The organism is Puerhibacterium puerhi (assembly GCF_009846865.1).
Lineage (GTDB): Bacteria > Actinomycetota > Actinomycetes > Actinomycetales > Cellulomonadaceae > Puerhibacterium > Puerhibacterium puerhi.
Map to the genome: position 1 here is coordinate 25,795 of NZ_WUWN01000008.1, position 21,632 is coordinate 47,426.

A 21,632-nucleotide genomic window follows, 5' to 3' on the forward strand; every position below is an offset into this window, starting at 1 on the left:
GACCCACCCCCTGCCCGCCCGGACGCCGGCCCGCACGGCGTCGGCGCGCACCGCTGCGCGGCGCCGCCGGCGCCGGCGGCGGCGGGTCGTGGGCGCGGTGGTGGTCGTCGCGGCCCTCGGCGCCGTGGGCACCGGGGTGTGGGTGACGGTGCAGCGGCTCGACCTGCAGCCGGCGGCGGAGCGCTGCACCGCGGTGCTGGACGGCACGGAGTGGTACCTCTCCCCCGCCCAGGCGGACAACGCCGCCCTCGTGGCCGGGACCGCCGTGCGCCGCGGCCTGCCCGCCCGGGCGGCGACCATCGGGCTGGCCACGGCCCTGCAGGAGTCGAAGCTCATCAACGTCGCCTACGGCGACCGGGACTCCCTCGGGCTGTTCCAGCAGCGCCCGTCGCAGGGCTGGGGCACCGCCGAGCAGGTGCAGGACCCGGTGCACGCCACGGGCGCGTTCTACGACGCCCTGGTCCGGGTGCCGGGCTACGCGGACCTGCCGGTCACCGAGGCCGCCCAGGCGGTGCAGCGCTCGGGGTTCCCCGACGCGTACGCCCAGCACGAGGCGCGCTCGCGCGCCTGGGCCAGCGCCCTGGCCGGGTACTCCCCCGCCGCGCTGTCGTGCGAGCTGGGCCCGGTCGACGCCGAGCGCTCTCCGGGTGCCGTGGCCGAGGCCTTCGCCGCCCGGCTCGAGCGGGACCTGGGGCTGACCGGGGACGCCGTGACGCTCGACGCCGCGGGGTCGACCGCCGTCGTGCGCGCCGACGCGCTGCCCGGCGGCGACCCGGCACGCGCGGCCTGGGCCGTCGCCCAGTGGGCGGTCGCGACGGCGGCGGTCACCGACGCCGTGGAGGTGCGGGTGGGCGACCAGATGTGGACGCGGCGCTCGGGGATCGACGCCGGCCGCGGCGACGGCGCGGCCTGGCGCCCGGTCGACCGGCCCGAGCTCGAGACCGGCGTCGTCGAGGTGGACCTGCACGCCGCGGGCTGACCCCGCACGCCGCGGCCCCGGACGCCGCGGCCCCGGACGCGACAAGGCCCCCGGACGCGGCACGGCCCGGCCCCCTGCGCGGGGACCGGGCCGTGCGGCACGGTGGCGTCTCGGCGCGCTCAGCGCTCCGCGACGGGCACGTACGGGCGCTCGGTGGCGCCGGTGTAGATCTGCCGCGGGCGGCCGATCTTCGTCTTCGGGTCCTTCATCATCTCGCGCCACTGGGCGATCCAGCCGGGCATGCGGCCGAGCGCGAACAGCGGCGTGAACATGCTGGGCGAGAAGCCGATCGCCTTGTAGATCAGGCCCGTGTAGAAGTCGACGTTCGGGTAGAGCTTGCGCTCGACGAAGTAGTCGTCGTTGAGCGCGATGTCCTCGAGCCCGCGGGCGATGTCGAGCAGCTCGTCCTTGGCGCCGAGCTCCTCGAGCACGGCGTCGGCGTGCTTCTTCACGATCGCGGCGCGCGGGTCGTAGGACTTGTACACCCGGTGGCCGAAGCCCATGAGGCGGACGCCGTCCTCCTTGTTCTTGACCTTCTTCATGAAGGTCTCGACGGAGTCGCCGCCGGAGCGGATGCGCTCGAGCATGACCAGCACGGCCTCGTTGGCGCCGCCGTGCGACGGGCCGGACAGGGCGTTGACGCCCGCCGAGACCGACGCGTACAGGTTGGCGTTCGACGAGCCGACGATGCGCACCGTCGAGGTCGAGCAGTTCTGCTCGTGGTCGGCGTGCAGGATCAGCAGCTTGTCCATCGCCGCGGACACCACGGGGTTCGGCTCCCACTGCTCGTAGGGGCGCGAGAAGGACATCCGCAGGAAGTCCTCGACGTAGCCGCGCGAGTAGTCGGGGTACAGCAGCGGCTCGTCGTGCTGCGCGCGGTGCACGTAGGAGGTGATGGTGCGGACCTTGGCGAGCAGCAGCACCGTCGCGAGGTCGACGGCGTCGTCGTCGTGCGGGTCCAGCGACTCGGGGTAGAACGACGCGAGCGCGTTGATCGCCGAGGCCATGATCGACATCGGGTGGCCGCCGCGCGGGAACGCCGAGAGGAACGCCCGGAACTGCTCGGGCACGAGCGTGTGGCGGTTGACGCGGTCCGTGAAGGCCTCGAGGGCGGCGGCGTCCGGCAGCTGGCCGTAGATGAGCAGGTAGGCGACCTCCAGGAAGGTCGACTGCTCGGCCAGCTGGTCGATCGGGTAGCCGCGGTAGCGCAGGATCCCGTTGTCGCCGTCGATGTAGGTGATGGACGACTCGCAGGCCGCCGTGTTCATGAAGCCCGGGTCGTAGGTGACGAGCCCGGTCTCCTTGAGCAGGGACGACACGACGATCCCGTCGTTCCCCTCGGTCGCCTCCACGACGGGCAGCGACCGCGCGGCACCGTCGACGGTGAGCTCGACCTGCGTGTCCGGGGACTGGGAAGTGGTCGTCATGGTGTCCTTCCTGGCGGGCGACGGGTCCGGGTCTGCGCGACCCGTCGCTCTGGTCGTGGCGCACGCCGGTGGCTGCGTGCTCGGCCTCGGTGCCGTGGTTGCTCGGCCTCGGGCGCCGTGGGCGTCCGTCGGGCTGGTGCGCCAGGGCAGCGTCGGCCTGAGGCGAACCTACCCCCGCGGAGCCTCATCATTCCAATCCGGGTTGCACACCGGACGCTCACATCGTCCCGCCGCGACCGCGGCGACGGCAAGTGCGGGGAACACCTCCGCCAAGCGTGCACCACGGCACGGTCAGCGGCACGTCAGCGGCGGCCGGCGCCGGCGCGCGCCGGCGGTCAGGCGTCGCGGAGCCGGCGGGCCGCCTCGGCGATCGCGTCGTCGGACGCCGTCAGCGCGACCCGCACGTGCCGGGCCCCGGCGTCGCCGTAGAACTCCCCCGGTCCGGCGAGGATGCCCAGGCGCGCCAGGCGCGCGACGAGCTCGCGGGACGTCGGGGCGTCCGCGGGATCTGCGGGGCGCGCCCACAGGTACAGGCCCGCCTCCGAGTGGTCGACCGCCCAGCCGGCCGCCTCGAGCGCCGCGAGCAGCGTGGCGCGCCGGCGCCCGTAGACCGCCCGCTGGGCCTCGACGTGCGCGTCGTCGTCCAGGGCGGCGCGCATGGCCTCCTGCACCGGCCGCGGCACGATCATGCCCAGGTGCTTGCGCGTCGCCAGCAGGTCGGCGACGAGCGCCGGGTCCCCGGCCACGAACGCGGCGCGGTAGCCGGCGAGGTTCGACTGCTTGGACAGCGAGTAGGCCACGAGGAGGCCCGTGTGCGAGCCGCCGGTGACTGCCGGGTCCAGCAGGCTCGGCACGCGCGGGGCGCCGTCGGGTCCGACCCACCGCTCTCCCCACGGCAGCTGGGCGTAGCACTCGTCGGAGACGACGACGGCGCCGGTCGCGCGCGCCGCCTCGACCACCCGGCGCAGCCGCGCGGTGTCGAGGACCTCTCCGGTCGGGTTGGACGGCGAGTTGACCCACACCAGGCGCACGTCGCCGCGCCCGGCCCAGTCCTCGACATCGTCGGTGGCCAGCGCCGTCGCGCCGGCGAGGCGGGCCCCGACGGCGTAGGTCGGGTAGGCGACCGCGGGGTGCACGACGACGTCGCCGGGGCCCAGGCGCAGCAGCGACGGCAGCAGGCCCACGAGCTCCTTGGAGCCGACCGTGGGCAGCACGCCCGCCGGGTCGAGGTCGGGCACGCCGCGGCGCCGGGCGAACCAGGCCGCCACCGACTCGCGCAGCGCCGCCGTGCCGTAGGTGGCCGGGTAGGCGTGCGCGTCGGACGCGGCCGCGAGGGCCGCGCGCACGACGTCGGGCGTGGGGTCGACGGGCGTGCCGATCGACAGGTCCACCAGGCCGCCGGGGTGGCTGCGCGCGGTGGCGGTGACGTCGGCGAGGGTGTCCCAGGGGTACGGCAGGTCGCGGAGGTCGGCGAGTCCCATGGACGGCGGCTCAGGCCTGCTGCGGCAGGGCCTCGACCACCGGGTGGTCCTTGTCGATCTCGCCCATCTTGGCGGCGCCGCCCGGGGAACCGAGGTCGTCGAAGAACTCGACGTTCGCGGTGTAGAAGTCCTTCCACTGCTCCGGGACGTCGTCCTCGTAGTAGATGGCCTCCACGGGGCACACCGGCTCGCAGGCGCCGCAGTCGACGCACTCGTCCGGGTGGATGTACAGGGAGCGCTTGCCCTCGTAGATGCAGTCGACCGGACACTCCTCGATGCACGCCTTGTCCTTGACGTCGACGCAGGGCTGGGCGATCACGTAGGTCACGAGGAGAACCTTCCAGTTCACGGTGCTGCACCCGCACGCCGCGTGCGGCGTCCGGCTGCGTGAGGCGGCAGGGTCTTGCTGTCCAGAACTCTAGTATCGCCCCGGGCCCGGTGGTGTCCGGGCCGACCCGGCCACGCCCCCGAAGGAGCCCGCTGTGAGCGACGACACTGCCCCGTGGCGCCGGCTCGAGCCCGGCGAGCGCGTCGTCGTGCGGCGGCGGCTCGACCCGGCCGAGGCCGCCGCGGCGCGCGCCGCCGGCCGCGGCGCGGTGTGGACCGACGTCATCGGCGTCGTGCTGGCGGTGGACGACGCCGGGCTGCGGCTGCGCACCGACGCCGCGTCGGCGCGCGCGAGCCACGAGGTGCGGGTGCCCGGCTCCGCGGTCGAGGCGGTGCGACGGGTCCCGCCGCGCCCGCCGCGGCGCGCCCCGCGCTCCGGGTCCTGAGGCGGCCCGGGCCCTGAGCTGCTCCGGGCCCTCAGGCGGCCCGGGACCGCTCCGCCGGCGGCGGCTCAGCCGAGGTGCACGCCGTCGGCGTCCACGCGCGTGACCACCGCGCCGGCGGCGCACCGCTCGAGCACCGCGACCGGCCAGTCGCCCGCGAGCGGCACCACGGTCCCGGCCGGCCGCCCGGCGGCGCCCGCGCCGGCACGGCGCGGGACCCACCGCGTGCGGACCTCGTCGGCCTCGTGGAAGAACCCGGTCAGGGAGGCGTTCGTCTCGAGGGCGGCGACGACCGCCTCGAGGTCGCGCACGGCCTTGCGCAGCGCCGGCGCCACCCACGCGGCGTTCTCGGTCACCATCGCCTCCGTGCGGACCGGGTCCGTGAAGGCCACCCGGGTGCCGTCGCGGAAGCTGCCGGCGGCGAGGCCGAGGGCGACGTCGCGCACCGGCGCACCGGCGACCGCGTTGAGCAGCTGCGTCGCGAGCACGTGCGGCACGTGGCTGATCAGCGCCGTCGCCTCGTCGTGCAGCTCGTCGGTCAGCACCGCCGCCGTGCCGCGCAGCGGGCCGGTGACCAGCCGCAGCACCGCGGCCAGGCGGCCGGGATCCGTCCCCGGGGCCTCGACGGTGACCGCCCACGGCGCCCCGTCCAGCAGGTCCGCGCTCGACGCGCCGAACCCGCTGTGCTCGGTGCCCGCCATCGGGTGCGCCCCGACGTACCGCTCCCCCAGCCCGGCGGCGGCGACGGCCTGGCGCACCGGGCCCTTGACGCTCCCGACGTCGGTCACCGTCGCGCCGGACGGCGCGGCGGCCGCCACCTCCGCCGCCACCGCGCCCATGACCCGCAGCGGCACGGCCAGCACCACGACGTCTGCCTCCGCCACCGCGCCCGCGACGTCGTCGGCCACCCGCAGCCCGGCGGCCGCGGCCGCGGCCCGGGTGGCGCGATCGGCGTCGTAGCCGACGACGTCGGCGGCGCGCGCGTGCAGCAGCCGCGCGAGCGACCCGCCGACGAGGCCGAGGCCGAGCACCGCCACGCGGCCGGCCGGCACCTCCGCCCCGGCCGGGACGCCCGGCGTCACCACAGCAGCCCCGCGGCGCGCACGGTCTCGGCGTCGGACGCGCTGACGCTGCCCGCGGGCACGTGGTCGGGCAGCACGCCGTCCAGGCCGCCCTCGCCGGGCTGGGCCGGGTAGGCGCCGAGCGTCTTGAGCGAGTCGCCCGCCGCGAGCAGGTCCGCCAGGAGGCCGCGGGCCTCGGGCGCCCACGGCGCGGCGTCGAACGTCACCACGAACACGTACTGCTGCGCCCGCGCCTTGAGCGGCCGGCTGATGAGGCTCGACATGTTCACGCCCCGGGCGCCGAAGGCGGTCGTCACGCGCGCGAGCACGCCCGGGCCGGTGACGACCGGCGTGATCGCCAGCATCGTGCGCCAGTCCCCGCCCCCGCGCTCGAAGCGCGCCTCGGCGCGCCGGGCCAGGACGAGGAACCGCGTGCGCGCCCCGGGCACGTCCTCGACGGCGGTGGCGAGCGTCTCGAGGCCGTACAGGCGGCCGCACAGGCGCGGCCCGAACGCGACCTGGTGCGGCCCGGCGTCGCGGCACGCGGCGGCGTTCGACGGCGCCGGGACCGGCCGCAGCCCGCGGTCGGCCACGAAGCGCGTCACCTGCGCCAGCCCGTGCGGATGGGCGGTGGCCTCGGTGAGCTCGCCGTGGCCCGGCCGCACGAACGCGTCGAACGACACCCCGAGCACCACCTCGTCGACGGCGACCACGTCGGGGCTGCCCACCAGGGCGTCGAGGGACGGGACCACGTAGCCCTCGACGGAGCTCTCGATCGCGACGACACCGCGGTCCACCTCGCCGGACGCCACGGCGTCGTGCACCTGGCCCACCGACTCGCGCGGGACGACGGCGTCGGGCCCGTACCCGGCGCGCTCGGCCCACTCGAGGGCGGCCTGGTGGGTGAACGTGCCCTCCGGGCCGAGGTAGGCCACCGACGCCGTCATGCGCCTGCCCAGCGCGGCGACAGCACCTGCGGTCCCGGCACGAGGTCCTCGCCGGGCAGCACCGCCAGGGTGCGGTGGGCGATCCCGCGCTCGTCGAGGTCGGCCACGAGCGCGTCCAGCACCGCGACGCGCGGGCAGGAGAACGACGTGAAGAACACGTGCGGCCCGAGGCTCGAGGGGTGCGAGCGCAGGTGCTGCAGGTCGATGCCCGCGTCGGCGATCACGGTGAGCGTGGGCTGCAGGGAGCCGCGGTGGTCGTCGTAGGGACCGAACGCGAGCCACACCTGCGCCGGGGACTCGAACCGCGGCCACTGCGCGCGCGACTCCAGCAGCCCGTACCAGACCGGCGGCCGCGCGGCGAGGTGCTCGGAGCCCGCCAGCTCCACCAGCCCGGCCGGCACCCGGTCGCGCTCGAGCACGAGCGAGCCGGTCGCCCCGGCGAGGGCGACGCGCTCCTCGACGGGGGTACGCGTCGGCACCAGCTGCGGGCTGACGCCGAGCGTGCGCAGGACGTCGCGGCAGTCGCGCAGGCCCGGCTCGTCGATGACGACGGGGCCCCCGGTGGCGTCCGGCCGGCCCACCCAGACCCACTGCGCCGGCACGGGGACGGCGGCGGTGAGGATGAGCGACGGGTCGCCGGCGAGCAGCGCCTCCTCCAGCCGCGTGGCCGGCTGCTCGGGGTGGCCCAGGTGCACGACGGCGGCGAGGTCGGCGATGCTCGCGACGGTGGCCAGCGTGTCGGCGGCGGTACCCAGGTCGAGCAGCTCGACGTCGTCGTCGGCGGGGCGTCCCGCGGCGCCCGCCACCCCGGACCAGCCGCCGAGCCGCGCCGCGAGCGCGGCGTGGGCCGGCGACTCGTTCTCCGTGCGTCCGAGCATCAGCCGTCCCCCCCGGCCTCGCAGACGATGCCGTTGTCCGGCTTGTACGTCCAGCCGAACGACTCGTCCTTGACCTTCTGCCCGTCCCGGAACACCTGGCGGTAGTTCGTGATGCGGAACCCGTCGTTGCCCTTGGGGTAGTTCTCGCACTGCGGGCCGCTCTTGGTCACCACGGTGGCGGGCACGACGCTCGTCTTGTCGCTCGACCAGGTCTTGACCTCGTCGTAGTACTTGGTGCTCCAGATGCGCACGTGCAGCTTGCCGCCGCCCACCCAGGCCTGCATGACGGCGCCGTACGGGGTGTCGTTCTTGAACTGCATGTCGATGGAGCCGACGTAGATCGTGGCCTCGCGCCCCGCCGGGTAGCGGGAGAACCAGTAGGAGTGGGGACGGTGCGTGACGTCCTCGAACCCGGCGAAGAAGCCGGCGTTGTAGGTGGTGGTGGCCATCTGGGACAGGCCGCCGCCCACCGCGTCGGTGTGAACGCCGTTGCTGACCACGCCCGCGGAGTAGTACCCGTTGGACGCGTCGATCGGCGAGAGCGTGTCCACCAGCGAGAACGTCTCGCCCGGCTTGATCAGCGTGCCCGTGACGAGCTGGGCGCCGCGCTCGAGGTTCTTGGTGCGGATCGGCTCGGACGTCAGCGGCGTGGAGAACTCGCTGACCACCTCCGTGACCCCGAGCTTCTCGAGCGCCTCGGCGGTGTTCTCCGGGTCCTGCTGCACGAGCTCGACGGTGGCCTCCCGGTCGTCACCGAGCGCCGCGTCCTGCACGGCCTTCGCGACGGCCTCGGGGTCGAGCGTCGTGCCCGGCTCGCCGCCCACCACCGTCGGGCGGCCGCCGACGAACTCGAAGTGGGCCTCCTCCGGCGCCGTGAGCAGGTCATCCGTCTGGTCGACGATCGCGTCGACGAGCGCCTCGCCGTCGGTCGTCGGCGCGAGCGCCCCGTCGACGGGCTGGAACGACGTCGCGCCCGCGAGCGCGGCCGGCGCCAGCTCCGCCTCCTGGTCGCCCACGTGCACGACGACGGGCGCCGACACCACCGTGCGCGCCTGGGCGAGGGCGGCGTCGGTCTCCTCCTGCGTGATCTCCGGGGCGATCGCCTCCGTCGGCAGCTCGAACGGGTCGTCCTGGACGAGCCAGTCGTCGGCGAGCAGGTCGGCCGCCTCGTCGGTGCGCAGCGCGGCGCCGTCGGCGGCGTCCGTGGCCACGGCCTTGCCGTCGGCGAACCCGACGGTGCCGTCCACCGGCTCCGTCCGCAGCGCGTCGGCCACCCGCGCCACGGCGGCGTCGAGCTTGGCGTCGTCGACGTCCACGACCGGGTCGGCCTGCTCGGACCCGGTGAGGTGCGCCCACAGCCGCATCGGGTCCAGCGAGAACCCGGTCAGGGAGTCGACGGTGGCGGCGGCGTCGAACGACAGCCCCGCGTCGGCCGGGTCGAGCGTCGTCGAGGCGTCGGCGGCGGTGAGCTCGATCGGCTCGGCCGCGCGCGGCCCGAGCTCCTCGGCGAGCCGGTCCTTCGCCTCCGGGGCCGACAGGCCGCCGACGTCGACCCCCGCCACCTGGGTGTCGCGGGGCACCCGGTCGGAGTACAGCCACTGCGCCCCGGCGTAGGCGCCGGCGAGCACGACGAGCACGACGGCGGTCCACAGCAGCGCCCGGGGCGCGCGGCTCGGCTGGCCGTCGCCGGCGAGGCCCTCCAGCGGGCTGCCGGGGTCCTGCGGCGGCTGTGACGGCGTCGCGCCGGGGGCCGGGTGGGCGTCGCCGGGAGCGGCGTCGCCGGCGGGGCCCTGCGCACCGGCGAGGTCCTGCGCACCGGCGGGTCCCGCGGCGGGCGTGCCGCCGTCCTCCGGCACCGCGCCCGGCGCGGGCTCGCCGTCGTGCGGCAGGTCCGCGGACCCGGCCGCGGCCTCGTCCGTGGCGCCGTCCGTGGCGCCGTCCGTGGCGCCGTCCGTGGCGCCGCCCTGCGGCGGCGCGGCCACGGTGCCCAGCACCGAGGTGCGCTGCACCGGCGGGGTCTGGGCCGACAGCGCGTCGGCCTCGGCCGGCGCGGGCACCATGCCGACGACAACGGGCAGCGCCTGGGTCGGGGCGGCGTTCACCGCGGACCGCGGGGTCGACCGGGGGACCTCCGGGCGCTCGTACGCCTTGACCGGCGGCACGTAGGGCGCCTCGTCGTCCACGCCCTGCCCGCCCTGGTCCGCGTCCGCGGGCACGGCGGCGGCCGGCCCCTCGGCGTCGGGAGAGGTCGGGCCTGACGCGTTCTCGCGCTCGGTCGGTTTGCCCATGAACTGGCTCCGTGGTGCTGCAGGTGACACCGCAGGCGACCTGCGGTTTCGGTCCGGGCGCCGGCAGGCCGCACGGCCCACCACGCCCAGCGGGAATCCTACGCGGGCACCTCGCGGACCAGCGGCGGGGCCCGCCGAGGCCCCGTGGAGGTTCGGCGGAGGTCCGCCGCGTGCCGCGGCGTCCGGCCGGCGCGGCGGGTATCAGCGGCGGGACTCGGCGGGGCTCAGCGGCGGGCGGCGAACCAGCGGCGCGGCAGGAAGGCCGCGACGCCCCACACCACGAGACCGCCGTAGGTCCACACGAGCCCGGGCACGGTGGCGGGCACGAGCACGTCGCCCCCGGGGCCCTGGACGGACAGCGCCTGGACGGCGACGAGCCAGCCGACCGCGCCCGCCAGCAGGGTGCCGTAGCCGGCCCAGGCGCGGGTCAGGACCGCCGTCGACGCCGTGAGCGCCAGCGCCAGCACCAGGCCGGCGGGCAGGCCCAGCCACGTCGTCAGGTGGGTGACGGTGCCGAGGGCGCCCAGCACGGCGCCCAGGACGACCGCCAGCAGGGTGCGCACGAGGACGCCGAGCAGGTCGCCCGCGGTGCGCGGACCCCGGGAGCCCGGTGCTGGTTCGTCGTGCCGGGTGCCCGGGTGCTGCTCGCCGCTCATCGCGCCGAGCCTACCGACCCGGCCACCACCGGACGGCCGGGAGCAGCGCCGACGGCGTAGGTCTCGCGGGCGGGCAGCGGGGCCAGCACGCCGTTGGACAGGGCGTACCAGCCCAGCACGCCGGCCGCGCCGAGCGCCTCCGACGGCGGCGCCGCCTGGGCGTGCTGCACCTGGGTGGCGTGCGCCCGCAGCGCGCCCAGCACGCGGTCGAGCACCGGGGCGACGTCGACGGCGACGACGTCGCCGAGCGACGCGGCGGGCCGTGCCACCGGCGGGAGCTGCTCGTCGGGGTCGGCGAAGGTCAGGCCGGCGCGAGCAGCCAGCGCCCGCGCGGCGCCGTCGGCGGCCAGGGTGCGCCGGGCGGCGCGCACGTCGACGTCCGCGGCCACCGCCTGCCACAGCGCGGGGGCCCACGGCTCCCCGGGCAGCGGGCGCCCGCCGGGTGCCGCGGCGGGGTCGGCGGCGAGCTCGAGCGCGCGCACGGTGACCTCGTGCGCGCGGACGTGGTCCGGGTGGCCGTAGCCGCCGCCGGGCTCGTACGTGGCGACGACGGCGGGCCGCCGCGCGCGCACGACGACGGCGAGGCGGGCCGCGGCGTCGTCGAGCGGCACGCGGGCGAAGCCGGAGGTCGCCGCGGGGTCGGGCCCCGCGATCCCTGGCGCCACCCACGCCATGCCGGAGTCCTCGAAGCGCGCCGGCCCCGCGCCGGCGACGGGGACCTGGTCGAGGAACACGTGCCCCACCGCCGCGACGTCCCCGCCCCCGAGGGCCCTCAGCGCGGCCGCCAGCTCGGTCTCCCGGTGCGCGGCGAGCCCCGGCCCGTCGCCCTCCAGGTGGCCCAGGCCCTCCGACGTCGTGCCCGGCAGCGCGATCACCTCGCCGCGCTCGCCGCGTGTGCAGGTCACCACCGTGACCGGCAGGCCCGCCGCCGCCCACGTCGCGAGCAGAGCGCCGGTCGTCAGCGTCTCGTCGTCGGGGTGGGCGTGCACCGCCAGCAGCCCGCCGGCGGGCCGGACCACGCGCCCGGAGACGCCGAGACCCGGATCCCCGGGCGTATCGGCGTGCGGATACGCCCGAGGATCCGGGTCTCGGCGGTCGGTCACGGGTACGTCAGCCCCGGCGGGCGCGCGCGGCGGCGCGGGCGCGCTCGGAGGCGTCGAGCACCACCTTGCGGATGCGCACGAACTCCGGCGTCACCTCGACGCACTCGTCCTCCTGCGCGAACTCGAGCGACTCCTCGAGCGTGAGCTTGCGCGGCGGGACGAGGTTCTCGAACGTGTCGGCCGTCGAGGACCGCATGTTCGTGAGCTTCTTCTCCTTGGTGATGTTGACGTCCATGTCCTCGTTGCGGGAGTTCTCGCCCACGATCATGCCCTCGTAGACCTCCTGGGTGGGGTCGACGAAGAACGAGCCGCGCTCCTGCAGGTTGATCATGGCGTACGGCGTCACCACGCCGGCGCGGTCGGCGACCAGCGAGCCGGTGTTCCGGGACTCGATGGGGCCGTGCCACGGCTCGTAGCCCTCGGAGATCGACGACGCGATGCCGGTGCCGCGCGTCTCCGTGAGGAACCGGGTGCGGAAGCCGATCAGGCCGCGCGCCGGCACCATGAACTCCATTCGCACCCAGCCGGTGCCGTGGTTGCTCATGGTCTCCATGCGGCCCTTGCGCTGGGCCAGCAGCTGCGTCACCGCGCCGAGGTACTCCTCCGGCACGTCGATGGTCATGCGCTCCATGGGCTCCATGACCTTGCCGTCGACCGTCTTGGTGACGACCTGCGGCTTGCCGACGGTGAGCTCGAAGCCCTCGCGGCGCATCTGCTCGACGAGGATGGCCAGGGCGAGCTCGCCGCGGCCCTGGACCTCCCACGCGTCCGGGCGCTCGGTGGGCAGCACCTTGAGCGACACGTTGCCGATGAGCTCGGCGTCGAGGCGGTCCTTGACCTGGCGGGCGGTGACCTTGTGCCCCTTGCCGCCCTTGCCGGCCAGCGGCGAGGTGTTGATGCCGATGGTCATCGAGATGGCCGGGTCGTCGACCGTGATGAGCGGCAGCGGGCGCGGGTCGTTCACGTCGGTGAGCGTCTCGCCGATCATGATGTCGGCGATGCCGGCGACGGCGACGATGTCGCCCGGGCCGGCGGACTCGGCCGGCACGCGGTCGAGCGCCTTGGTCTCGAGCAGCTCGGTGATCTTCACCGTCGCCAGCGTGCCGTCGTGGCGCGCCCAGGCGACCTGCTGGCCCTTGGTCAGGGTGCCGTTGAAGATGCGCAGCAGCGCGAGGCGGCCGAGGAACGGCGAGGCGTCCAGGTTCGTCACGTGCGCCTGCAGCGGCATCTGCGGGTCGTAGGTCGGCGCCGGGATCTTCTCGAGGATCGTCGCGAACAGCGGCTCGAGGTTGTCGTTGTCCGGCAGGCCGCCGTCCGCGGGCTGGTTGACCGAGGCGGCGCCCACCTTGGCGGCGGCGTACACGACCGGCACGTCCAGGATGGCGTCGAGGTCGAGGTCCGGCACCTCGTCGGCCAGGTCGGAGGCCAGGCCGAGCAGCAGGTCGGTGGTCTCGCCGACGACCTCGGTGATCCGCGAGTCGGGGCGGTCGACCTTGTTGACGACGACGATGACGGGCAGCTTGGCGGCCAGCGCCTTGCGCAGCACGAAGCGCGTCTGCGGCAGCGGGCCCTCCGAGGCGTCCACGAGCAGCACCACGCCGTCGACCATCGACAGGCCGCGCTCGACCTCGCCGCCGAAGTCGGCGTGGCCCGGGGTGTCGATGACGTTGATGGTGATGCCGTCGGGCTCGCCGTGCTCCGCCGCCGACGGGCCGGTGTACCGGACCGCGGTGTTCTTGGCGAGGATCGTGATGCCCTTCTCGCGCTCGAGGTCGCCGGAGTCCATGACCCGGTCCTCGACGTGCTGGTGGGCGCCGAAGGCGCCGGCCTGCTTGAGCATGGCGTCGACGAGCGTCGTCTTGCCGTGGTCGACGTGCGCCACGATCGCCACGTTGCGCAGGTCGGAACGGACGGCGCGGGCCGTGGCGGTGGCGTCGGTGGACACGGTCATGGAGGGACTTCTCGATTCGAGTCGAAGGGCGGGGAGCCGTCGCGAGCGGTGCCGAGCGGGTCGGGTCGCGTCGTCGCAGCCCTCCCATCCTACCGGGTCCGCGCGAGCGGGCCCGCGGGCGGGGACGACGACGGCGGCCGCTCCCCGCGCGGGGAGCGGCCGCCGTCGTGGCCTGCGGCACCTCGGCCGGACGTCAGACCGCCGGCGGCACCAGCCCCAGGTCGAGGTCGCGACCGGGGATGGCGGCGAGCAGGTCCTGGGTGTACTGCTCCTTGGGGTGCTCGAACACCTCGTCGGTCGAGGCGTGCTCGACGACCCGCCCGTCCTGCATCACGACGACGGTGTCGGCGATCTGCCGCACCACCGCCAGGTCGTGGGTGATGAACAGGTACGACAGGCCGAGGTCGCGCTGCAGGTCGCCGAGCAGCTCGAGGATCTGCGCCTGCACCAGCACGTCGAGCGCGGAGACGGCCTCGTCGAGCACGATCAGCTCCGGCTTGAGCGCCAGGGCCCGGGCGATGGCGATGCGCTGGCGCTGGCCGCCGGAGAGCTCGTTCGGATACCGGCGCATCGCCGACTCCGGCAGCGCGACCATGTCGAGCAGCTCGCGCACCCGCGCCTCGCGCTCCTTGGCGGAGCCCACCTTGTGCAGTCGCAGCGGCTCCTCGATCGACCGGAAGATCGACATCATCGGGTCCAGCGAGCCGTACGGGTTCTGGAACACCGGCTGCACCCGGCGCCGGAAGGCGAACTGTTCCTTCGCCGACAGCCGCGCCACGTCGACCCCGTCGAACTCCACCGATCCGGACGTGGGCTCGAGCAGCCCGAGAACCATGTTGGCGGCGGTGGACTTTCCGGAGCCCGACTCCCCCACGAGCGCCAGCGTGCGGCCGCGCCCGAGCGTGAAGCTCACGTCGTCGACGGCCTTGAAGTCGGTCGAGGCCCCGGGCCGCGACCCGCGGATCTTGAAGATTTTCGTCAGGTTCTTCGCGACCACGACGGCGTCCTCGCTGCGCACCTTCTCGACGTCGGCGTCGGCGTGCTGCGCCAGCAGCTCCACCGACTCGACGCCGGCCTCGCGCGCCTCCTCGATGCGCCGCGCGCTGAGCGAAGGAGCCGAGGCGACCAGCCGCTGCGTGTAGGGGTGCTGAGGAGAGGTGAGGATCTGCCGCGCGGGCCCGGACTCCACGACCCGGCCCTTGAACATCACGACGAGGTGCTCGGCGCGCTCGGCGGCCAGGCCCAGGTCGTGCGTGATGAACAGGACGGCTGTGCCCAGCTCGGAGGTCAGCGTCTCGAGGTGGTCGAGGATCTGCCGCTGCACGGTCACGTCCAGGGCGGAGGTCGGCTCGTCCGCGATGAGCAGCTTCGGCCTGGCGGCCAGGCCGATCGCGATGAGCGAGCGCTGGCGCATGCCACCGGAGAACTCGTGCGGGTACTGCCGCGCGCGCCGCTCGGTGTCCTTGAGCCCGGCCTCGGCGAGCAGCCCGGCAACGCGCTCGCGGCGCTCCGCCTTGGTGCCCTGGAACCCGTTGGCCTTGAGAGCCTCCTCCACCTGCGTGCCGATGCGCCACACCGGGTTGAGGTTGGACATCGGGTCCTGCGGCACCAGGCCGATCTCCCGGCCGCGCAGGTCCTCCATCGTCTTACGGCCGACGCCGACGAGCTCACGCCCGTCGAACATGATCGAGCCGCCGGTGACCTTGCCGGTGCCCGGCAGCAGGTCGATGATCGCGTGCGCGGTGGTCGACTTGCCCGAACCCGATTCGCCGACGATCGCGACAGACTGCCCCGGGTAGACGGTGAGGTTGGCGCCGCGCACGGCCTTCACCTCGCCGGCGCCCGTGCTGAACGCGACCTCGAGGTCGCGGATCTCGAGCAGCGGCTGGTCGGTGGCGCGGGGGGCCGCGCCCTGTGTCTCCGGCTCCTGGCCGGTGAGGGGGATCTGCGTCGTCATCGCTTGCGAGCCTTCGGGTCGAGGGCGTCGCGCACCACGTCGCCCATCATGATGAAGCCGAGCACCGTCAGCGCCAGGCCGCCGGCCGGGTAGAACAGGATCTCCGGCGCGACGCGGATCGAGTTCTGCGCCTTCGAGATGTCACCGCCCCAGGACACGATGCTGGGCGGCAGGCCGATGCCGAGATAGCTCAACGTCGCCTCGGCGACGATGAACGTGCCCAGGGCCACCGTCGCGTAGACGATGATCGGCGCCGTCGAGTTCGGCAGCACGTGCCGCAGCAGGATGCCGACCCGTCCCATGCCCAGCGAGCGAGCGGCGGTGACGAACTCGTTGTTCTTCACCGACATGACGGTGCCGCGCGTGATGCGGGCGATCTGCGGCCAGCCGAAGAGGGAGAGCACGAGGGCCACGGTGAAGCTGGTGCGCGTGCTCATCAGCGACATGATGACGATGGCCGCCAGCACCAGCGGCACGGCGAAGAAGATGTCGGTCAGCCGGGACAGCAGCGTGTCGAACCAGCCGCCGAAGTAGCCAGCGATGGCGCCGACGATCGTGCCGATCACGACGACCATGGCCGTCGCCAGGACGCCGACCACGACCGAGGCGCGGGCGCCGTAGACCGTCCGCGAGTAGATGTCGCAGCCCTGGAAGTCGAAGCCGAACGGATGACCTGCGGCGGGACCGCTCAGCGACTGCGACAGGTCGCAGGCACGGGGGCCGATCGAGGTGAACAGGCCAGGTGCGACGGCCACGACCACCACGAGGGCGATGACCGCGCCGGCGACCCAGAACAGCACGTTACCGCGCATGTGCGCCCACGCGTCGCCCCACAGGCTCTTCGGGGCCTGCGTGGTGCTGACTGCGTCGACGGCGCCGAGGCCGCCCTCGTCCACGGGAGCGACGAAATGCTCCTGGCCGCGGCGAGGCTGGTCTCGCCGGGCTCCGGTGACGTCGATGTTTTCAGGCATAACGGATCCTTGGGTCGAGCGCGGCGTAGAGCAGGTCCACGAGCAGGTTCGCGAGGATGTAGACGATCACGAGCACGGTGGTCAAGGAGACGACAGTGACGTTCTCGCCGCGGGTGATGGCCTGGTAGAGCGTTCCGCCCACGCCGTTGATGTTGAAGATGCCCTCCGTCACGATGGCGCCCGCCATCAGACCGCCGAGGTCGCCGCCGAGGAAGGTGACCACCGGGATCAGCGAGTTGCGAAGCACGTGCCGGCCCGTGACGCGGCTGCGCGTCAGGCCCCGGGCCCGAGCGGTGCGCACGTAATCGGCAGAGAGGTTCTCGGCGACCGAGGTACGGGTCAGTCGCAGCACGTACGCGAAAGAGGCTGCGGCCAGCACGATGGCCGGCAGGAGCAACGACTCGAAGTTGGGGTCTCTGCCGACGGTGACCGGGAACAGGCCAGCCTTGACACCGAGCAGGAACTGCAGGACGAAGCCGATGACGAACGTCGGCACCGCGATGACCAGGAGGCTGATGACGAGCACGCTCCCGTCGAAGATACCGCCCTTGCGCAGTCCGGCCACCAGGCCGAGCCCGATGCCGAAGACGGCCTCGATGATCAGCGCCATCACCGCGAGTTGGATCGTCACCGGGAACGCGCCGGCGATGACGTCGACGATCTCGCGCCCACGGAAGTCCACGCCGAAGTCCAGCGTGAAGACGCCCTTGAGGAACAGCAGGTACTGCACGAGGAACGGCTTGTCGAGGTTGTACCGCTCGCGGATCTGCTCCTGGACCGCTTCTGGCAGGCCTCGTTCACCACCCAGCGCGGCGACGGGGTCTCCGGGCCGCAGGAAGACCAGGGCGTAGAGCAGCAGCGTCGCCCCGAGGAACACAGGGATCACCTGTAGGAGCCTGCGTCCGATGTACCAGCGCATGCGTCGTCTTCTTCCTTCGTCACACGAGCCTCTCGGCCCGCGCGTCTTCTATGGTCCGCACAGCCAGGGGCGGGGTGCGCCTGCGACGCACCCCGCCCCCGCCGTCCGGCGGTCTCACAACCGCCGCGTGCTCACCGGTGAGCGACCGTCACTCGGACTTCGTGACCTCGTAGAGGATCGGGTCGGAGTCCCACCCGAACTCGACGTTGCCGACCGTCTCCGCGTAACCGGCGGTCGCGTTGTTGTACCACAGCGGGATACCCGGCAGGTCCTCGAACAGGATCTGCTGCGCCTCCTTGTAGAGGGCCGTCGCCTCGTCCGGCGTCGCCGCCTGGCCGGCCTCCTTGAGCTTCTCGTCGAACGCAGGGTTCGAGTACTGGGCATCGTTCGAGCCGGCGCCCGTGCCGTAGACCGGGCCGAGGAAGTTGCTCATCGAGGGCCAGTCGGCCTGCCAGCCACCGCGGAAGATGCCCGGGACGCTGGCGTCGTCACGCGCGTTCAGGAACTCGTCGAACGTCGGGTACGGGTAGAACTCGCAGCCGATGTCGAGCGCGTTGCGCACCTGGTTGCAGACTGCGTCCACCCAGGTCTGGTGGTCGGAGTCCGCGTTCGAGGCGATCTCGAGCGTGTAGTCGGCGCCGAGCGGGTCCATGGCCTCGGCCTCGTCCCAGAGGCGCTTGGCCTCCTCGGCGTCGAACTGCAGCACCTCGGCGCCCGGGATGTCGTCCGAGTAGCCGTCGATCACCGGCGAGGTGAAGTCCGTGGCCGGGGTGCGGGTACCACCGAAGACCGTCTCGGTGACCTGCTCACGGTCGATCGCCTGCGAGATGGCCTGACGGCGCAGCTTGCCGGCCTCGCCCTGGAACTCCTCGCGCCACTCGGGCACCTGCACGACCTGCACCACGGCGGCAGGCTGGTTGATGGCCCGATCACCGAGGTCGTCCTCGAACGTCGCGAAGGCCGACGAAGGCACGTTCGTGATGATGTCGAGGTTGTCGGACAGCAGGTCGTTGTAGGCCGTGTTCTCGTCGGTGTAGATGACGATGTCGATGCCGCCGTTCTTCGGCGTGCGCGGGCCCTTGTAGTCCGGGTTCGGGCGCAGCGAGATGACGTTCTCGTGCTCCCAGCTGTCCACGACGTACGGGCCGTTGCCGACAGGCGCGTCGGAGTAGATGTCGGGGTTCTCGAAGAACACGTCCGGCATCGGCATGAACGCGGAGTAGCCCAGCCACAGCTGGAAGTCAGCCGAGGGCGCGATCAGCTCGACCGTGAACGTGTGCTCGTCGACGGCCTCGACGGCGATCTCCGAGTCCTCCGTGTCGGACCAGCCGGCGAAGTCGTGGAAGAAGTACTGCTGGTTCTGGCCGTTGCTCAGCAGAGCGGTGTACTTCCACGCCTTGACGTAGCTCTCGGCCGTGACCGGCGTGCCGTCCGAGAAGGTCCACCCGTCCTGGATCGTGATGGTCCAGTGCTGGTTGTCCTCGGACTCGATGGACTCGGCCATCTCATTGTGGCTCGCGCCCTCGCTGTCGTAGTACACGAGACCCGAGAAGATGTTCTTGACCGCGAGCCCGCCGCCGACCTCGTTGGTCATGCCCGGGGTGAGCGGATTCTGGGGCTCGGTGCCGTTCACGCTGACGATGCCGGTGGTGGCCTCACCCGCGGCATCGCTCGGCTCGTCGTTCGAGCCGCTGGAGCCGCCCGAGCAGGCCGTGAGCGCGAGCGCACCGGCGACGATGAACGTCGTCACGCCGGCGTAACGCCTGATCTTCATGTGTGTCCTCCGAAAGGGGGCAGCGGCCACTCGGCCGCCGACGTCCGGGCGTCCCGCACCGCGGACGGTACGAGCACGCTCTTGGTCCGCCATGCGGACGGCCCGAGCGTATGCCCAGCACGTGGACGAGTGTCCGGTTCGTGCCGATTTCCGCAGGGACCGTTATCGATCCGGTATGCGGAAGTAACAAGGGCTTCACGGCGCCGCACAGCGCCGCAAGGCCAGGATCGTAGTCGTCGCGGCCAGGATCGCTAAATGCCCCGGTCAGTGACTCGCCCGCCGCCCTGCCCGTCCAGGGGCCCCCCATGGCGGTCTCGCGCCGGTCGCCCAGCGCCGAGAGGGGCGGCGGGAGCACGCCCCGCCGCCCCTCCTCGCGGTGCTGCGTCGAACGCTCGCGCGTCAGGCCTTCGCCTCGACGCCGTCGACGCCTCCGCTCGTGCCGTTGCGGCTCTCGCCGTCGGGCTGCCCGCCGCCTGCGCCATCCGGGGCCTCGCCGTCCGACCCGTCGCCGGGCACCCCCGGCACCGTCGGCTCCGGCTCGGGCGCGGGCACCGTGCGCAGCTCGAACGGCTCGCCGTCGTGCCGGTCGACGGCGCTCGCGACGCTCTCGACCAGCACCTGGCGCGCGAGCTGGCCCTGGATGACCAGCGGGTCGCGCGACAGGTCCCGCCACAGGGCCACGCACAGCGCGAGCATCACCACGACGAACGGCAGCGCCGAGACGATCGTGATGTTCTTCAGCCCGTTGAGCGCCTCCGCCGGGTCGTCGCCGCCGGCCAGCAGCATGACTGCCGCGACCGCGCCGGTGGCCACGCCCCAGAAGACGACGGACTTCTTCGACGGGTCCGCGGCGCCGTGCTCCGACAGGCCACCCATGACGATCGAGGCGGAGTCGGCCCCCGTGACGAAGAAGATCGCCACGAGCAGCACCGCCAGCACCATGAGCACGACGGTGACCCAGCCCGGCACCGGCATGGCGCCCAGCGTGGTGAACAGGATGGTGTCGAAGTTGATGTCCGGCACGCCGTCGACCACCTGGGCCAGCGCCTGCGTCCGCTCCTGGATGCCGATCGCGCCACCGCCGAAGATGGCGAACCAGATCGTCGAGACGATGGACGGCACCAGCAGCACGCCGGTCACGAACTGACGGATGGTGCGCCCGCGGGAGATGCGCGCGATGAACAGGCCCACGAAGGGCGTCCACGAGATCCACCAGGCCCAGTAGAAGATCGTCCAGCTGGACATCCACGCGGCGAGGGACTCGTCGCCCGCGGCAGCGGTGCGCGAGGCCATCTGCGGCAGGTCGCCGATGAACGCCCCGATGGCGTCGGGCAGGACGTTGAGGATGAACAGCGTCGGGCCGCCGATGAACACGATGACGGCGAGCAGCACCGCCAGCACCATGTTGATGTTGGACAGCCACTGGATGCCGCGCTCGATGCCGGACACGGCCGAGGCGACGAACATCGCCGTGAGCACGGCGATGATGACGACCAGCACCGACGTGCCGACCTGAGCCATCACGCCGGTCTCCTGGAGGCCGCCGCCGATCTGGAGCGCGCCGAGGCCGAGCGAGCACGCGGAGCCGAACAGCGTCGCGAGGATCGCCAGGATGTTGATGACGCGCCCGCCCCAGCCGTTGACGGCGCGCTCGCCGAACAGCGACGTGAACATCGAGGAGAACAGCTGCGTGCGGCCCAGCCGGTACGTGCCGTAGGCCATGCCGAGCCCGACGATCGCGTACATCGCCCAGGGGTAGAGCGTCCAGTGGAACAGCGTCGTACCCATGGCCGTGGCGATCGCCTCGGGCGTCTGGCCGTCGACGGTCCCCGGCGGGGGCGACATGTAGAAGTACAGCGGCTCGCCCACGCCGTAGAAGATCAGGCCGATGCCCATGCCGGTCGCGAACATCATCGCGATCCACGACGACGTGCGGAACTGCGGCGACTCGTCGTCCTTCCCGAGCGGGATGCGGCCGAAGCGGCTGGCCGCGACCACGATCACGAAGATCGTGAACACGGTGGCCGCGATGACGAACAGCCAGCCGAAGTTGGTGATCGTGCCGTTGAGGGCCGACGTCGCGACGGCGCCCAGGCCGTCGGGGCTCACGAAGCCCCACACGACGAAGGCCACGGCGGCCACGGCGGCCACACCGAAGACGATCCAGTCGGTGCCCTGCGAGCGCGGGGTCCGCGGCCTGCGGGCAGTCGACTTCTTGAATCTCTCGATGAGCGTCCTGGTTGTCTCCGGAGTACTCATAATCTCGGCGGCCACATGGTGGTTCCCTGGCGCGCGGCCGCCTGCTGCTCCCTTTCCGTGAATATCGCGTGAACTGCCAGCCGCGAAATCTATCACGAGGTAAAGATTCGCGGCGGATTGTGGCAAGCAACGCACTGCATCGCGGATGGAGCGCGCGCCTCGCGTCGGCTCGGAAGCGCGCTGCGGCACCTGGGCGGCAGCGCCCCACCAC

The 21,632-nt window shown here is 73.4% G+C and carries 17 protein-coding genes; 2 read left to right on the top strand and 15 right to left on the bottom strand.

Translation table 11 applies throughout. The features are described 5' to 3' along the window. Window positions 1–10 precede the first annotated feature (10 nt). Window positions 11–979, top strand: a complete 969-nt coding sequence (locus GSF02_RS06570; RefSeq protein ID WP_159794152.1) for a hypothetical protein — start codon at window positions 11–13, stop codon at window positions 977–979. A 119-nt stretch (window positions 980–1,098) separates the two neighbouring features. On the opposite strand, the gene GSF02_RS06575 is transcribed toward GSF02_RS06570, so the two are convergent. The 3 genes from GSF02_RS06575 to fdxA form a co-directional block, all read right to left on the bottom strand. After that, window positions 1,099–2,406 carry a citrate synthase gene (locus GSF02_RS06575; RefSeq protein WP_159793991.1) on the bottom strand — a complete coding sequence of 436 codons (1,308 nt, stop codon included), beginning with the start codon at window positions 2,404–2,406 and terminating at the stop codon, window positions 1,099–1,101. Window positions 2,407–2,741: 335 nt separating this feature from the next. Further along, the gene (gene dapC, locus GSF02_RS06580; RefSeq protein WP_159793993.1) at window positions 2,742–3,887 is read right to left on the bottom strand and encodes a succinyldiaminopimelate transaminase; all 1,146 of its coding nucleotides are present in this window, start codon (window positions 3,885–3,887) and stop codon (window positions 2,742–2,744) included. A 10-nt stretch (window positions 3,888–3,897) separates the two neighbouring features. Further along, on the bottom strand, window positions 3,898–4,215 hold the full coding sequence (gene fdxA / locus GSF02_RS06585; RefSeq protein WP_159793995.1) for a ferredoxin: 318 nt from the start codon (window positions 4,213–4,215) through the stop codon (window positions 3,898–3,900). A gap of 154 nt (window positions 4,216–4,369) precedes the next feature. Between fdxA and GSF02_RS06590 the strand changes: the two genes are divergently transcribed. Further along, complete coding sequence (locus GSF02_RS06590; protein ID WP_159793997.1) at window positions 4,370–4,660, top strand: hypothetical protein; 291 nt, start codon at window positions 4,370–4,372, stop codon at window positions 4,658–4,660. Between the two features lie 65 nt (window positions 4,661–4,725). On the opposite strand, the gene GSF02_RS06595 is transcribed toward GSF02_RS06590, so the two are convergent. The 12 genes from GSF02_RS06595 to GSF02_RS06650 all read right to left on the bottom strand — a co-directional run bounded on the left by GSF02_RS06595 (window position 4,726) and on the right by GSF02_RS06650 (window position 21,421). After that, entirely contained in the window at window positions 4,726–5,739 is a 1,014-nt protein-coding gene (locus GSF02_RS06595) for a prephenate dehydrogenase (protein WP_235915410.1), read from the bottom strand. Further along, complete coding sequence (locus GSF02_RS06600; RefSeq protein ID WP_159794001.1) at window positions 5,736–6,665, bottom strand: prephenate dehydratase; 930 nt, start codon at window positions 6,663–6,665, stop codon at window positions 5,736–5,738. Before GSF02_RS06600 ends, GSF02_RS06595 begins: the two co-directional genes overlap by 4 nt. Continuing rightward, window positions 6,662–7,543 carry a hypothetical protein gene (locus GSF02_RS06605; RefSeq protein WP_159794003.1) on the bottom strand — a complete coding sequence of 294 codons (882 nt, stop codon included), beginning with the start codon at window positions 7,541–7,543 and terminating at the stop codon, window positions 6,662–6,664. The genes GSF02_RS06600 and GSF02_RS06605 overlap by 4 nt, the downstream gene beginning before the upstream one ends. Next, window positions 7,543–9,831, bottom strand: a complete 2,289-nt coding sequence (locus tag GSF02_RS06610; RefSeq protein ID WP_235915411.1) for a VanW family protein — start codon at window positions 9,829–9,831, stop codon at window positions 7,543–7,545. Before GSF02_RS06610 ends, GSF02_RS06605 begins: the two co-directional genes overlap by 1 nt. 224 nt (window positions 9,832–10,055) lie before the next feature. Further along, a complete protein-coding gene (locus GSF02_RS06615; protein WP_235915412.1) occupies window positions 10,056–10,487 on the bottom strand; it encodes a DUF6113 family protein in 432 nt (143 codons plus the stop codon). Beyond that, window positions 10,484–11,506, bottom strand: a complete 1,023-nt coding sequence (locus tag GSF02_RS06620) for a PIG-L family deacetylase (protein ID WP_159794005.1) — start codon at window positions 11,504–11,506, stop codon at window positions 10,484–10,486. The genes GSF02_RS06615 and GSF02_RS06620 overlap by 4 nt, the downstream gene beginning before the upstream one ends. A 91-nt stretch (window positions 11,507–11,597) precedes the next feature. Continuing rightward, complete coding sequence (gene typA / locus GSF02_RS06625; protein ID WP_159794006.1) at window positions 11,598–13,541, bottom strand: translational GTPase TypA; 1,944 nt, start codon at window positions 13,539–13,541, stop codon at window positions 11,598–11,600. 193 nt (window positions 13,542–13,734) lie between these two features. Beyond that, window positions 13,735–15,498 (bottom strand): dipeptide ABC transporter ATP-binding protein, encoded by a 1,764-nt coding sequence (locus GSF02_RS06630; RefSeq protein ID WP_159794008.1) that lies wholly within the window; start codon window positions 15,496–15,498, stop codon window positions 13,735–13,737. After that, the gene (locus GSF02_RS06635) at window positions 15,495–16,469 is read right to left on the bottom strand and encodes an ABC transporter permease (protein WP_159794010.1); all 975 of its coding nucleotides are present in this window, start codon (window positions 16,467–16,469) and stop codon (window positions 15,495–15,497) included. Before GSF02_RS06635 ends, GSF02_RS06630 begins: the two co-directional genes overlap by 4 nt. Next, window positions 16,462–17,388 (bottom strand): ABC transporter permease, encoded by a 927-nt coding sequence (locus GSF02_RS06640; RefSeq protein WP_159794012.1) that lies wholly within the window; start codon window positions 17,386–17,388, stop codon window positions 16,462–16,464. Before GSF02_RS06640 ends, GSF02_RS06635 begins: the two co-directional genes overlap by 8 nt. 148 nt (window positions 17,389–17,536) lie before the next feature. Beyond that, the gene (locus GSF02_RS06645; RefSeq protein WP_159794014.1) at window positions 17,537–19,162 is read right to left on the bottom strand and encodes a peptide ABC transporter substrate-binding protein; all 1,626 of its coding nucleotides are present in this window, start codon (window positions 19,160–19,162) and stop codon (window positions 17,537–17,539) included. 399 nt (window positions 19,163–19,561) lie between these two features. Beyond that, complete coding sequence (locus tag GSF02_RS06650; RefSeq protein ID WP_159794016.1) at window positions 19,562–21,421, bottom strand: BCCT family transporter; 1,860 nt, start codon at window positions 21,419–21,421, stop codon at window positions 19,562–19,564. Window positions 21,422–21,632 lie beyond the last annotated feature (211 nt).

Excerpts from the sequence above, each read along its gene's own strand:
- GSF02_RS06575 (WP_159793991.1), bottom strand. The coding sequence starts at position 2,406 with ATGACGACCACTTCCCAGTCCCCGGACACGCAGGTCGAGCTCACCGTC.
- dapC (WP_159793993.1), bottom strand. The coding sequence starts at position 3,887 with ATGGGACTCGCCGACCTCCGCGACCTGCCGTACCCCTGGGACACCCTC.
- GSF02_RS06600 (WP_159794001.1), bottom strand. The coding sequence starts at position 6,665 with ATGACGGCGTCGGTGGCCTACCTCGGCCCGGAGGGCACGTTCACCCAC.
- GSF02_RS06605 (WP_159794003.1), bottom strand. The coding sequence starts at position 7,543 with ATGCTCGGACGCACGGAGAACGAGTCGCCGGCCCACGCCGCGCTCGCG.
- GSF02_RS06610 (WP_235915411.1), bottom strand. The coding sequence starts at position 9,831 with ATGGGCAAACCGACCGAGCGCGAGAACGCGTCAGGCCCGACCTCTCCC.
- GSF02_RS06615 (WP_235915412.1), bottom strand. The coding sequence starts at position 10,487 with ATGAGCGGCGAGCAGCACCCGGGCACCCGGCACGACGAACCAGCACCG.
- typA (WP_159794006.1), bottom strand. The coding sequence starts at position 13,541 with ATGACCGTGTCCACCGACGCCACCGCCACGGCCCGCGCCGTCCGTTCC.
- GSF02_RS06630 (WP_159794008.1), bottom strand. The coding sequence starts at position 15,498 with ATGACGACGCAGATCCCCCTCACCGGCCAGGAGCCGGAGACACAGGGC.
- GSF02_RS06635 (WP_159794010.1), bottom strand. The coding sequence starts at position 16,469 with ATGCCTGAAAACATCGACGTCACCGGAGCCCGGCGAGACCAGCCTCGC.
- GSF02_RS06640 (WP_159794012.1), bottom strand. The coding sequence starts at position 17,388 with ATGCGCTGGTACATCGGACGCAGGCTCCTACAGGTGATCCCTGTGTTC.
- GSF02_RS06645 (WP_159794014.1), bottom strand. The coding sequence starts at position 19,162 with ATGAAGATCAGGCGTTACGCCGGCGTGACGACGTTCATCGTCGCCGGT.
- GSF02_RS06650 (WP_159794016.1), bottom strand. The coding sequence starts at position 21,421 with ATGAGTACTCCGGAGACAACCAGGACGCTCATCGAGAGATTCAAGAAG.